The organism is Alteraurantiacibacter palmitatis (assembly GCF_037154115.1).
GTDB classification, from domain to species: Bacteria; Pseudomonadota; Alphaproteobacteria; order Sphingomonadales; family Sphingomonadaceae; genus Alteraurantiacibacter; species Alteraurantiacibacter palmitatis.
The window spans coordinates 304008-317849 of sequence record NZ_JBANRO010000001.1 but is presented as its reverse complement, the minus strand read 5'-3'; the positions used below and the strand labels follow the sequence as shown (position 1 = coordinate 317849).

At 63.8% G+C, this 13842-nt stretch carries 9 protein-coding genes; 4 read left to right on the top strand and 5 right to left on the bottom strand.

What is annotated here, in order from left to right:
* Position 1 precedes the first annotated feature (1 nt).
* Together WFP44_RS01295 and WFP44_RS01290 are read right to left on the bottom strand one after the other, a co-directional pair.
* A complete protein-coding gene (locus WFP44_RS01295) occupies positions 2-1351 on the bottom strand; it encodes a glutamine synthetase family protein (RefSeq protein ID WP_336924527.1) in 1350 nt (449 codons plus the stop codon).
* Positions 1352-1429: 78 nt separating this feature from the next.
* Positions 1430-2131, bottom strand: a complete 702-nt coding sequence (locus tag WFP44_RS01290) for a TorF family putative porin (RefSeq protein WP_336924526.1) — start codon at positions 2129-2131, stop codon at positions 1430-1432.
* A 185-nt stretch (positions 2132-2316) separates the two neighbouring features.
* On the opposite strand from WFP44_RS01290, the gene aptA reads away from it, so the two are divergent.
* A complete protein-coding gene (aptA, locus tag WFP44_RS01285; RefSeq protein ID WP_336924525.1) occupies positions 2317-3750 on the top strand; it encodes an omega-aminotransferase AptA in 1434 nt (477 codons plus the stop codon).
* A 12-nt stretch (positions 3751-3762) separates the two neighbouring features.
* Here the strand turns inward: aptA and WFP44_RS01280 are convergent, their stop codons facing one another.
* A complete protein-coding gene (locus WFP44_RS01280; RefSeq protein WP_377923126.1) occupies positions 3763-4407 on the bottom strand; it encodes a queuosine precursor transporter in 645 nt (214 codons plus the stop codon).
* A 130-nt stretch (positions 4408-4537) separates the two neighbouring features.
* On the opposite strand from WFP44_RS01280, the gene WFP44_RS01275 reads away from it, so the two are divergent.
* From WFP44_RS01275 to WFP44_RS01265, 3 genes are all read left to right on the top strand, one after another.
* Positions 4538-5860 (top strand): NupC/NupG family nucleoside CNT transporter, encoded by a 1323-nt coding sequence (locus tag WFP44_RS01275; protein ID WP_336924523.1) that lies wholly within the window; start codon positions 4538-4540, stop codon positions 5858-5860.
* A gap of 303 nt (positions 5861-6163) precedes the next feature.
* Positions 6164-9577, top strand: coding sequence for a TonB-dependent receptor (locus WFP44_RS01270; protein ID WP_336924522.1), 3414 nt, complete (start codon positions 6164-6166; stop codon positions 9575-9577).
* Between the two features lie 86 nt (positions 9578-9663).
* The gene (locus WFP44_RS01265) at positions 9664-11406 is read left to right on the top strand and encodes a bifunctional metallophosphatase/5'-nucleotidase (protein ID WP_336924521.1); all 1743 of its coding nucleotides are present in this window, start codon (positions 9664-9666) and stop codon (positions 11404-11406) included.
* Here the strand turns inward: WFP44_RS01265 and WFP44_RS01260 are convergent.
* Together WFP44_RS01260 and WFP44_RS01255 are read right to left on the bottom strand one after the other, a co-directional pair.
* Positions 11397-11852 carry a response regulator gene (locus tag WFP44_RS01260; protein WP_336924520.1) on the bottom strand — a complete coding sequence of 152 codons (456 nt, stop codon included), beginning with the start codon at positions 11850-11852 and terminating at the stop codon, positions 11397-11399. The genes WFP44_RS01265 and WFP44_RS01260 overlap by 10 nt on opposite strands.
* Positions 11849-13834 (bottom strand): ATP-binding protein, encoded by a 1986-nt coding sequence (locus tag WFP44_RS01255; protein WP_336924519.1) that lies wholly within the window; start codon positions 13832-13834, stop codon positions 11849-11851. Before WFP44_RS01255 ends, WFP44_RS01260 begins: the two co-directional genes overlap by 4 nt.
* Between the last annotated feature and the right edge of the window lie 8 nt (positions 13835-13842).

The window sequence follows — 13842 nt, the reverse complement described above, 5'->3', positions numbered from 1 at the left end:
CTCACACCTTCAGCAGCAGATGCTCACGCTCCCACGAGGAGATGACCGACTGGTAAGCGTAAAGCTCGGCATCCTTGATGGCGTGGAACACCTCGAAGAAATCGGCGCCCAGATATTCCCGCACCTTCTTGCAATGGCTGAACCGGTCCAGCGCGCCTTCCAGCGTGCGCGGCAGCGTGCGGGCGCGGTTATAGGCGTTGCCGGTGATTGCCTTGGGCGGCTGCATCCGTTCCACCATGCCGATATAGCCGCAGATGAGCGAGGCGGCGATGGCGAGATAGGGGTTGGCATCCGCGCCGGGCAGGCGGTTCTCGATACGGCGGTTCCTGGAATCCGACACCGGAATGCGCAGGCCGCAGGATCGGTTGTCGCTGCCCCACTGCACATTGATCGGCGCATCGGTATCAGGCCGCATCCGGCGGAAACTGTTCACATTGGGCGCGAACAGCGGCGAAATCTGCGGCAGCAGGCGGGCCAGCCCCGCAATATAGCTGCGGAACAGCGCGCTGTCGCGGCCATTGGCGGTGGAGAACACATTGCGCCCCGTTTCGGCATCCAGCACCGATTGGTGGATGTGCATCGCGCTGCCGGGCTGGTCGGACATGGGCTTGGCCATGAAGGTGGCATAGACGCCGTGTTCCAGCGCCACCTGCCGGACGATCCGCTTGAACAGCATCGCCTCGTCCGCCAGCGCCAGCGGGTCGCCATGCTCGAAATTGACTTCGAGCTGCGCGGCGCCTGCCTCGTGAATCATCGTGTCGATGTTGAGGCCCGCCTTCTCGCACCAGTCATAGGTGTGCTCGATAATGTCCTCGAACTCGCTCAGCGCTTCCAGGCCATAGGGCTGGCTGCCCGTTTCCGCGCGGCCCGAACGGCCGGTGGGCGGAACCAGCGGAAAATCGGCATCGAGGTTCTTGGAAACGAGGTAGAATTCCAGCTCCGGCGCGATCACCGGCTGCCACCCCCGCTTGGCATACAGCGCCAGCACCTTTTTCAGGATATGGCGCGGCGCGATTTCGAACGGCTTGCCCGCCCCGTCAAACGCATCGGCAATGACATAGGCGGTGGGCGTCTTGAAGCCGGGCGCCTCGCGCAGCGTATCCCCATCGGGCACCAGCACCACATCGGGATCGAAGGACGGCACCACACCGTCAATATCTTCGGGGTAGTCGCCCGTGACCGTCACCGCAAACACGCTGCCGGGAATGCGCAGCGTCCGGTCGGTCAGGCTTTTCAGGAACTTGTTCGCGGGCAGCACCTTGCCGCGTTGAATGCCGTTCATGTCGGGGACGATGCATTCGACCTCGGCAATGCCGCGTTCGCGTATCCAGGCAGCGATGTCGTTGGTCATGATCGGTTGTCCGGTTGCGCGGCGGTGGCGGTGGCGGTGGCGGAGGCAGCGCCCGAAGGCCCGCCCCCGCCCCTTTCGTCAGAACGAGAACGCCAGCGAGACAACCGCCGTCGGATCGCCCAGATTGGTGCCCGCGCGGGCAGTGTCGACATAGGCGACCGAGGCGGTGATGCCGCTGGTCACTTCCATGTTCAGGCCCACCAGCCAGTCCACCTTGCTGTTGCCGAACGCGCCATCTTCCAGGCCGATCGTGCCCGACAGCGAGAAGGGCGAATCCCCCAGCGGGATTTCGGTGGAGGCATAGACATAGATGTTGTCGGTATTGCCAAGTGCGCCCTGGCTGGGGGCATAGGCAACGCCCAGCGTCAGGTCGGCGCCGGCCACGGTGGTGCCGATCGAGGAATAGATCTCGGCATAATCGAAGCCGTCATTGCCCGGATACCAGTAATACAAGGCGCCGACATCCAGTGTCAGCCCGCCCAGATCGGTGGTCCAGCCGCCATACAGGTCAACTTCCAGCTCGTCATTGCCACTGCCAAGGTCCACATTGGAACCCCACACGCCGGCATAAAAGCCCGATTCATGCGAAACGGCCAGTTCGGCGGTCAATTGCGGGTTCTTGCCCGACAGCGAGACACCGCGGAAACGGTAGTCCGAAAACGCGGCGATTTCGCCATCGACTTCCCACGGGCCAGCGGCCTCTTCATCATCCTGCGCCAGAACGGGCGCGGGCATCAGGGCGAGCGGTGCGGCCAGTGCCGCGATCTTGAGCAATTTCATGAAAACCCTCATTTATCTTTCGGCCTGCATGACAATCTGCGGACCCCTTGTTGCCATTGCTCCCCCGTGCGCGGCAATGCCGTAGCCGGGTGCGAATGTTCCTCCTGCTGACCGTTGACGGCCTTATTGGCTTGTAATGCAGATGCCATACTGTCCGGTTTCGCCTGAAATCGCCACAGATATTTATGCGCAAGCACCCTATCGGCTTTTCCGATGGGTCGCGGGCGCTTGAACCTGTTGGCGGCGCAGCGGGCCGGGCGATATGGTTCGCGCACGCTGTTGAACGCCCGCGCCGGAGCCTTGCCGTGACCGAACCCAATGACCTTTCCGCCTTCTGGATGCCGTTCACTGACAACCGCTTCTTCAAGGAACATCCGCGGATGTTCGTGGCGGCCAAGGGGATGCATTACACCGCCGCTGCCGGGCATCAGGTGCTTGATGGAACCGGCGGCCTGTGGTGCGTGAATGCCGGACATGGGCGCGAGGCGATTGTGGAGGCGATCCGCCACACTGCCGGCCAACTCGACTTTGCGCCCACATTCCAACTGGGCCACCCGCTTGCCTTCGAGGCGGCGTCGCGCCTGTCGCTGCTGATGCCCGAGGGGCTGGACCGCATCTTCTTCACCAATTCGGGTTCCGAAAGCGTGGACAGCGCGCTGAAGATCGCGCTCGCCTATCAGAAGGCGCGCGGGCAAGGCACGCGCACACGCCTGATCGGGCGTGAGCGCGGCTATCACGGCACGGGCTTTGGCGGCATTTCGGTGGGCGGTATTGTCGGCAACCGCCGCCAGTTCGGCACGCTGCTGACGGGCGTGGATCACCTGCGCCACACGCATGACCCTGCGCGCAATGCATGGAGCCGGGGCCAGCCGCTGCACGGCGCGGAACTGGCGGACGATCTGGAACGGCTGGTGGCGCTGCACGGCGCGGAAACCATTGCGGCGGTGATTGTGGAGCCGGTGGCAGGCTCCACCGGGGTGCTGATCCCACCGGTCGGCTATCTGGAACGGCTGCGCGCCATTTGCGACCGCCACGATATCCTGCTGATCTTCGACGAGGTGATCACGGGCTTCGGCCGCATCGGCTGCGCCACCGGGGCAGAGCGGCTGGGCGTGACGCCCGATATCATCACGCTCGCCAAAGGGCTCACCAATGCCGCGGTGCCGATGGGCGCGGTGGCGGTGCGGCGCGAGGTGCACGACACAATCCTCCAATCCGCCGCGCCGGGGATCGAATTGTTTCACGGCTACACCTATTCGGGCCACCCGCTCGCCGCCGCCGCCGCGATTGCGACATTGGGCATCTACCAGTCCGAAGGCCTGTTTGCCCGCGCTATCGAGTTGGAGGAATACTGGGCCGATGCGATCCATTCGCTGCGCGGCGCGCGTCACGTGATCGATTGCCGCAATATCGGCCTGATCGGCGGAATCGAGCTGGAACCGCGCCCCGGCGCGCCCACCAAGCGCGCGATGGAAGTGTTTCACCGCGCCTTTGATGCAGGGCTGCTGATCCGGGTGACGGGCGATATCATTGCCCTTTCCCCGCCGCTCATCATCGAAAAGCCGCAGATCGACGAGATCGTGGCGAAAATCGCCGCCATCCTGCCCACGGTGGATTAGGCAGGGCCGCGATCAGGCCGGCCGCGCCTCCATCTGCTGCGCCACGATCAGCAATGCGCGGATCACCATCGGCAACAACACGATCGACAGCGCCACCTTGGCCAGCGCCTGCCCCATCAGCAATTCGGCGATCGGGCGCACGCCGTAAAAGGCCACGGTGATGAATATCAGCGTGTCGACCACCTGGCTGATGACGGATGCAACGGCCGCGCGCACCCCCACAAACCGCCGCTTGGCCACTTCCGCCAGGCGGGAAAAGATCAACACGTTCAGCGTCATCGACACGCCATAGGCAATGATGCCCGCGACCATCAGCCGCCAGCTTTGCCCAAGAATGATGGGAAACGCCTCCTTCGCGGGTGCGTACATCCCCTCGTCGCTGGGCAATTGCAGCACCACGAAGGTCAGGAAAATGGCGGTCAGCAGCGGCACGAAGCCGTAACGCACCAGCCGATCTGCCGAAGCCCGCCCGTAAAGCTGCGTCACCGCGCTGGATATCGCCACCAGCATCAGAAAGGGGAAAATTCCCGCTTCCACCGCCAGCGGGCCGATGGACACCTGCTTTGCGCCCAGAACGCCGGCGATACAGGTCATCCCGCCATAGAGCAGGCCGAACAGGAACAACGGGCGCGGAATGGCAGGCGGGGCTTGCGGCATGGGATCGTCGTGCATCGGCGCTTGCTATCGCACGCAAGCGTCCGGGCAAAATGCAAAAGCACGCCCATTTGCCAATTGACCGCGTTCACCCCAACCGCGATTGGTCGCGCTTGTCCCGTGCGGAGGCGTCATGAACCCCCAAGCCATCAGTCTGATCGGCATTGCCGCCATCCTTGCCATTGCGGTTCTGCTGTCCACCGCGCGGCGGCGCATTCGCCTGCGCGTGGTCGCAGCAGCCTTCGCGCTTCAGGCGGGACTGGCGCTGGTGATCATGCGCACCTCGGGCGGACGGGCTTTCATCCAGGCGCTGGCCGACGGGGTGGCGGCGCTTTTGTCCTATGCCAATGCGGGCACGGCATTTCTGCTTGGATCGCCCGATGCCAATCCGCTCGCCAATACCTTTGCACTGGGCGCGCTGCCGGTGATCATCTTTTTCGCCGCCTTGGTATCCATCCTCTACCATATCGGCGTGATGCAGCGGCTGGTGCGCTGGCTGGGTGGGGCGATTGGGTGGCTGACGGGAATCGACCGGGTGGAAGCGCTGGGCGCGGCGGCCAATATCTTTGTCGGCCAGTCGGAAAGCCCGCTGGTGGTGCGCCCCTATCTGGCGCGGATGGCGCCGTCGGGCCTGTTCACATTGATGAGCGTGGGCATGGCGGGCGTGGCGGGCACGATCCTTGCCGCCTATGCCGGGCTGCTGGGCGCGGAATATCTGCCCTATCTTCTGGCGGCGACCTTCATGTCCGCTCCGGGCGGCATATTGATGGCCAAGATCATCATGCCCGACGAACACCGCCCGGCGCACCGAGTCATCGACCTCGTGGAACTGCCCGAAGCGCGGATCAGCGCCGAAGGGCCAGCCGCTCTGGTCGAAGGTGGTGAACGGCCGCACGAAGTCGTCGCCGCCGAAGGTTTCGACGGGGAATCGCGCCCTGCCAATATCATCGAGGCCGCCGCGCAAGGCGCGCAGACAGGCCTGAAGCTGGCCGCAGCCGTGGGGGCAATGGTGCTGGCATTCGTGGCGCTGGTGGCGCTGGCCAATGGTCTGCTGGGTTGGGCAGGCGGATGGGTCGGCTATCCCGATCTCACCTTTCAGGGCTTGCTCGGCTATGTCCTTGCGCCCGTCATGCTGCTGCTTGGTATTCCGTGGGAGGAAGCGCAACTGGCAGGCGGCCTGTTCGGCACCAAGGTGGTGCTCAATGAATTTGTCGCCTTTATCGATTTGCAGGCGCTGTCGTCGGACGCGCTGAGCGAGCGCAGCCGGACGATCGTGATCTTCAGTCTGTGCGGCTTTGCCAATTTCAGCTCCATCGCCATCCAGATGGCGGTAACGGGCGGGCTTGCTCCCAACCAGCGGCCGGTTATCGCACGGCTGGGCATGAAGGCGCTGGCGGCGGGCACGCTGGCCAATCTGATGAGCGCGGCGTTGGCAGGCCTGTTCCTGCCCGGCTGACAAAAGCCGCTTTGCCCGGCACTGCCAGGGCGAATCGCCCCACATCCGTCCTGGCGGCGGGACAGGCCGCTCCCGTATCGCTTCGCATTTGCGAAAAAGCCGGCCATCGGACGTGTTGCAATGCCGCAACATACCGAAAAAAAGCGCAATATTTCATTTTTGTTTCAAAGGAAACAAAAGTGAAATGTGACACCGACGCGGCCGAAATGTGTTCGCCAGCGACTTGGAAGCGTCACACGCACTGCCTAACCGGCCCCCGTCTTACCCCCCCCTTTACGTCAACCGACGGGAGCAGAACCCCCCATGCATATCCGCCATTATCTTGCCGCCAGCCTTGCCACCCTTGCGACCGCCATGGCGGTGTCCAGTCCGGTAGCTGCGCAGCAGATCACGTCCGGCATTCAGGGCACGGTGAACGACGACAGCGGAATGCCGATCGCGGGCGCTCGCGTGACCGTAACCGATACCCGCACCGGCGCCACCCGCACGCTCACCACCGGCACGAACGGCTCCTTCACCATCAGCAACCTGACCGTGGGTGGCCCTTACACCGTCACCGCCAATGCCGATGGCTTCGAAGGGCAGACGCTTGAAGGCGTGACCACCTCGCTCCAGGGCAATACCAGCCTTGGCTTTTCGCTTTCCAGCGGCGGCGGGATGATCGTGGTGTCGGCCGCGCGTGTGCGGCTGGTCGAACTGGCCGTTGGCCCCGGCACCAGCTTTTCCGGTGAGCTTCTCGCCGCTGCCCCCAGCTTCAACCGCGACATCCGCGACATCATCCGCTTCGACCCGCGCGTCAGCCTGGACCGTGACGATGGCGGTTCGGGTGTGGACCGCATTTCCTGCCTTGGTGGAAATGACCGCGGCAATGCCTTCACCGTGGACGGGATCAGCCAGGGCGATATCTACGGCCTGAACGACACCGGCTTCTCCTCGCGCAGCTCCACGCCGTTGCCGTTCGATGCGATCCGTGAAACGCAGGTGCAGTTTGCGCCTTTTGATGTGGAATATGGCAATTTCACCGGCTGCGCGATCAATGTGGTGACGCAATCGGGCCGGAACGACTTTTTCGGCGGCGGCTTCTTCGAATATGCCGATGACGGGATGCGCGGCAACCAGGTGGCGGATCGCCCCGTAGGCCGCATCACCCCGGACAAGCGCTGGGGCGCCTATCTGGGCGGGCCGATCATCAAGGACCGCCTGTTCTTCTTCGGCGCCTATGAACATCAGGAAGCCGGCCAGTCGCAGGACGATGGCCCCGCAGGTGCAGGTTACGCCAATGAACTGCCTGCAATCACGCTTGCCAATTTCAACGAATTCACCGAAATCCTGAGCGATATCTACGGCATCGAAACGGGCGGCCTTGTCACCAGCCGCGATTTCAAGAACGATCGCTATTTCGGCCGACTGGACTGGCAGATCGACGAAGATCACCGGCTGGAACTGACCTATCAGCGGCTGGAAGAAGCCAGCGTGCGCGCCGATGACATCAGCACTTCGGCAACCAATGCGCGCCTCGCGGGCCTCAACACCTTCTATTTCAGCGGCACGAAATCGGATTACTATTCAGGCCGCCTCTATTCGCAATGGAGCGACAGCTTCAGCACCGAAATCCGCTATTCGCGTTCCGAAGTGGTCGACGTGCAGGATCCGGTTGGCGGCGGCGAAGCACAGGATGCCAACCCCATCCCGCGTATCGTGGTGGGCGTGACCAACAACGGCCGCAGCGGCCAGCTGCTGGCAGGGCCGGGCTTCTCGCGTGCGGCCAATGACCTGACGACCGATGTCGATGCGTTCCGTTTCATCGGCCGCTACGAGATGGAAAATCACAGCCTGAAGTTTGGCTTTGAAGTCAACCATGCCAATCTGGCCAATCTGTTCGTCCAGAATGCTACCGGCACGCTGTATTTCAGCAGCCTTGCCAATCTGCGCGAGGGGATCCTGTCGAACGGCACCATCACCAACCCCACCGCGGCCAATCTTGTGGCAGGCACAGCGATCGGTGCGGATGGCAATTTCTCGGCCTCAGGGGTCGTGACAGATGCGGCGGCAGCGTTCTCGCGCACCATCCATTCCGCCTTCATCCAGGATGAATGGACCATCTCCAGCGCGCTGAGCGCGGTGGCCGGTGTGCGTGTGGACTGGTATTCGGGCGGCGCGCCAAAGGACAATCCCAATTTCCGTGCCCGTTATGGCTTCAGCAACGCAGTCGGGTTTGATGATCTTGATCCCATCGTGATGCCCCGGCTGGCCTTGACCTGGGATGCGCCCGATTTCGGCCCCTTCACTGCGCCGCAGATGCGCGCGGGCGTAGGGGTATTTTCCGGCGGCGATCCGGTGGTGTGGTTTGGCAATGCCTTTCAGAACGATGGCCGCGGCTTTGCCACTGGCACGCTGAGGGACGCGCCCTGCCCCGCCGGTCCCGTTGACGTGGTGGTCAACGGCCAGTTCACGGGCCTGCCCGATTGCTTCCGCGCCGCCGGCATTGCGCGTGCGGCGGCAGGCCTGGGTGATACGCAGTCGATCAGCCCGAACATCACCCAGCCTTCGGTGCAGCGCGCCAATTTCGGCTTCTCCTCGCCGTTTGATCTGGCGCCCACCGGGTTCCTGAGCAACTGGAACGTCAATCTCGACTTCATCTACAGCCACCACCGCAATCCGCTGACGATCGTGGACCTGTCGCAGATCCCGAACCCGGCGCGCGGCCTGAACGGGTTCACCATCGATGGCCGTCCCATCTATGCCGCGATCGACCCCACTGTGGCGGGGTGCAACGCGGTGCTGACCGATCTGACGCCTGCCCCCGTTTTTTCGGGTGTCACGGCGGCGTGTTTCAACACCTCGCGCGATGACGAACTGCAATTGACCAATGCGCGCAGCTTTAACAGCTACATCGCTTCGGCTATCGTTTCGAAGACATTTGACGGCGGCGTGTTCACGGAAAACGGATCCACCTATTTCAATGTGGGCTATGCGTTCACCAATGCGCGCGACCGGCGCAATATGTACAATTCCACCGCCGGTTCGAATTACGATCTGACGGCAGCATTCGACCGGCAGGATCCGGCAGCATCGCCGGGCTATTATGCCAGCCGCCACAATCTGACCACGCAGCTCAATTTCCGCGAGGAATTCTTTGCCGATTACGCCACGCGGCTGGGCATCAGCTTCATCGCGCGGTCGGGCCGCCCCTACAGCCTCACCTTTACCGGCAGCGGCATTTTCAACGACAGCGTGTCGGGCGCGGACAATGTGCTGGCCTATCTGCCAACCGGGGTGAACGATCCGAACATTTCGCCCACCTCCAACGTGGCAGCAGTGCAGGAACTGGTTGCCTTCATCGACGGGCTTAAGTGCGCGCGCAAGTTCATCGGCACGAGCATTCCGCGCAACACCTGCACGAACGACTGGTATTACGATCTGGACCTGTCCTTCTCGCAGGAAGTGCCCTTCCTTGGTTCGGTAACCGGGGTGGCGCAGGATCGGCTGCGCCTGTTTGCCACCTTCGACAACTTCCTGAACTTCCTCGACAAGGACGCCAACATCCACCGCCGCCGGGATTTCGCGGGCCGGCAGGATGTGGCCACCGTCAGCGGGGTTGACGCGCAGGGCCGTTACATCTTCACCGCTTTCAATCCGGATTTCGAACTGGATAACCAGATCAACGTCTCGTCGTCGGTCTGGCGGCTGAAGGTTGGCGTAAGCTACAGCTTCTGATGGTGGGCACGGTGTAAATCAGGGCAAGGCCGCAGTTCCGAACGGGAGCTGCGGCCTTTCCTTCGCCGGCAATTGTGCAAGACTGGATGATGATGAAAATTCCCGCCGCCACAATCCTGAGCGCCCTGTCGACCCTGGCGCTTGCCGCCTGTGCAGGCACGCCTTCGCCGCAACTGGCGGATCGCGCCGTTCCGGCCTCGGTGGAACTGCAGATCCTGGCGATCAACGATTTTCACGGCAATCTGGAAATCCCCACTGGCACCACGGCTTATAGCGCGGAGGGCGAAACGGTGCGCGAAGTGCTGGGCGGTGCGGCGCGGCTGGGCGCCACGATGGAAGCGCTTCGCGCAGGGCAAGCGCATAGCGTATCGGTGGCCGCTGGCGATCTGATTGGCGGCACGCCCTTTGTTTCGGCCAATTTCCTTGATGAACCGGCCATTGCCTCGCTCAACCTGATGAAGCTTGATGTGGCGGCGGTTGGCAATCACGAATTTGATCGCGGCATTGCGGAACTGCGCCGCATCCAGAATGGCGGGTGCGAACAGAACACTTTGCGCACCCCTTGCGCGCTGGAACCGTTTGACGGCGCAGCCTTTACCTATCTGGCAGGCAATACGGTGGATGAGGCCGGGCAGACGCTGTTTCCCGGCGGCGTGATCCGCGCTGTTGGCCCGGCACGGATCGGCTTTGTCGGCCTGACCTTGCGCGCCACGGCCACGCTGGTTGCCCCTTCTCAGACTGCGGGATACCGCTTTCTGAACGAGGCGGAGACCGCCAACCGGCTGGCCCGGCAACTGCTTGACCAGGGCGCCGATACGGTTGTCCTGCTGATCCACGAAGGCGCACGGGTGGACCCGGCACAGAACATTTCCGCCTGCCCCAACCTGTCCGGGCCGGTCGTGCCGATCCTGGAGGAGCTGATCCCGGAGATCGGCCTCGTTGTTTCGGGCCACACGCATCAGTCCTATATTTGCCATCTCCCCCGTCCGGGGGCCGGAATGGAAGCCAGCGCGCGCGTCCTGACAAGCGCCGGACGCTATGGCAGTTTCGTTACCGATATCCGTCTCTCCTTCGATCCGGTAAGCCGCGCGGTCGCTTTTGCCACTGCGCGCAATGTGCCGGTGAACGGCGCGGCGGGTGAAAATGCGGTGATTGACCAGCTGGTGGCCCGTTATTCCGCAGCAGCGGCCCCGATGGCCGCGCGCGTGGTGGGCACGCTGACACCCCCGGCCGATTCGGATGCCAGAACACCCGAGGCGTGCATCGAACCGGTGGAAGCCAATCTGGTCGCCGATGCCCAACTGCACGCCGCACGGCAAAGGACCGGCGGGCGCGCGGACATGGCCTTCATGAACATCAGCGGCGTGCGGACGCGCTTTCCCAACGGCTACGATCCGCAGATTACCTATGGCCAGATCTTTGCCATGCAGCCGTTTGGCAACACGCTGCAGGTGCTGGAGATGTCCGGGGCGGATCTGTACAATGTCTTGGAGGAGCAATTTTGCGGGGATGGCTTGGCGCGGCCCTGTTTCGGCCTGCTGGCCCCATCCGCCAATATCCGCATCCGCTTTGACCGCAGCCGCCCACCGGGCCAGCGTGTGCTGGAAATCGAGCATGAGGGACGCGGCATCGACAGGCAGGCGAGCTACCGCGTGGCGGTGAACAATTTCCTTGCGAGCGGGGGAGATGGATTTGCCACCTTCAGCCGCCAGCCCACGCGTGCCGATGCCGGACTGGATCTCGATGCGCTTGAAAACTGGCTGATGTCGGGCGATCGGCAGATGCCGGCCTGCGGGCGGCTGGCTGACCTGACGCCGCCTCAGGTCTGATTCGCAGCAGGATTTTGGCGCAACCGCTCGTAGAGAATGCGCGTTTCCAGCAGGTTGGCGATACGCAGGCTCACCTCGATGATGTCGAAGGGCTTGACCACGAAGTCCTTCGCTCCCAGCGCCAGCGCCCGCCTGCGCGCCTGCAAGGTTGTGTCGGCGGTGAGCACCAGGATCGGGCGGAAGTCGTCCTCGCGCGCATGGCGGGCAAAGGCTTCCAGCAACTGGAAACCGTCCACCCCCGGCATCATCAGGTCGAGCAGGACGATATCCGGCTGCAACGCCAGGAACGTCTCCATCGCGCGCGCCGGATCGGTCAGGTAATGCACATCGCCATAGCCTTCGCGTTCGAGCAGGCTGGCGAGCAGGAGGACATTCGCCTCCTCATCATCAATTGCCAGAATGCGCCGCGCGAGGAGTTCCTCGCGCTGAACGGGCTGCGCCATCATTTTGCGTTTGTCTCCACCGGATTATGTGACTTGGCGGTTGCGGCCTTCCGAGCTGCTTTGCGCGGCCGCATGGCCTTGTCCTCGTCCGCCGGGCGGGCGGCAAGCGGCAGGGTGAAGCGGAACAAGGCGCCCTTGCGACCCGGCGCATAGGCGATCTGGCCGCCCATCGCCTCCACCAGCCGGCGCGACAGGGCAAGGCCCAGCCCGGAGCCGTCCACGCGCATCCGGCTTTGCTGTCCCAGCCGGTCGAACGGGGTGAACAGGCGCGGCACATCGGCAGCAGCGATGCCGGGGCCGTCATCCTCCACCTCCACCACCGCCTCGCCATCCAGCACATGGCAACCCAGCCGCACAAACGTGCCATCGCGGTTATATTTTGCAGCATTGGCAACCAGATTGAGTATAACCTGCGTCAGACGCCGCCGGTCAGCCGTGGCGGCAAGCGGGCCGGGATCGGGCTCCAGCCGGAAATCGAGGCCCGCTTCGGCCACGATCGGCAACGCCAGCGCGTGCATCTCGGCCAGCATCTCGCCCATATCCACCCGCTCCAGCTCCAGCTCCGACCCGCCCGCCTCGATACTGGAAATGTCGAGCAGATCGTTGATCAGCGACAGCAGATGCCGGCCTGCCTTGGTGATCTGCCCGATCGCGGCGCGGTGGCGCGTATCGAACTGCTCCTCGTCCAGTTCCAGCAATTGCCCAAAACCCAGAATCGCGCTCAATGGCGTGCGCAGTTCGTGGCTGGTGCGCGACAGGAATTCGCTTTTTGCCAGATTGGCCGCGATCGCCTCCTCGCGCGCCTGGCGCAGCGCCTCCTCTGTCCGGCGGCGTTCGGTGATGTCGCGCGTCACCTTCGCAAAGCCGCGCAACTGGCCGGCATCGTCATACAGCGCGGTGATGACCACATTAGCCCAGAAGCGGCTGCCGTCCTTGCGCAGCCGCCAGCCTTCGTCCTCTGCGGTTCCCCCCTGCCGCGCCATGTCGAGCATCCGACCCGGCAGGTAATCGCGCGTTTCGGGCGGGTAGAAGCGGCTGAAATGGTGGCCGAGGATTTCCTGCGCCTGCCAACCCTTGATCCGCTGTGCACCCAGATTCCAGCTTGCCACCACCCCATCGGGATCGAGCGCGAAGATGCCGTAGTCCTGCACCCCTTCGACCACCAGACGGAACCGTTCCTCGCTCTCGCGCAGATCCTGTTCGCGCGCGCGCAGCAATTGGCTGGCGAGAGACAGGCGGCGCGCAAGGCGGCCGATCTCGTCCGCATCTTCGGGAAACGGCCCCAGCTCCTCGCCGCGCGCCAGCCGTTCGGCATTGCCTTCCAGCAGGCGCACGCGGCGGACGATGCCGGTGGAGAACAGATAGACTGCGGCAAGGCTTCCCAGCAGCCCCACCAGCGCGCTGATCACGGTGAGGATCAGGAAGTTGCGCTGCACGCTTTCCACCCGCGCCCGCCGCTGGTCGAGCAGCACCGCCTCGCGCCGCTGGATATTGTCGATTTCCGCGCGCATCGAATCGAGCACCACCTTGTTCGCGGCCAGCGCCGCCTCGATCCGGGCGGCGCGCGTGGCCGGATCGCCAGGGCTGTCGGCCAGCGCCACCAGCGTCGCCAGCCCTTCGCGCTTTTGCGCGGTGCGCGCCTGCACCCGCTCGAACCGGGCGCGCACTTCGGCGTCGCGTATATCGGCATCAAGCCGCGCCATGGTGGCGGGCAGATCCGCCTCCGCCTTGCGGTAAGGCTCCAGAAAGCGCTCCTCGCGCGTCAGCAGGTAGCCCCGCACGCCTGCCGCCGCTTCGGCCAGCAGCGCGTGGACGCGGTAGGTGTCGCGCTGGATGGCGAAGGCGCGGCGCACATCGCTTTCGGCCTGCGCCTCCACCCTGCTGGAGATATAGAGCGATCCCAATGCGCCGATCAGCACCGCCAGCGGCAGCGCCACCACCACCAGCCCTTTCCAGGCCAGCGGCTGATTTGCCCAATGGCGCATGATACGTG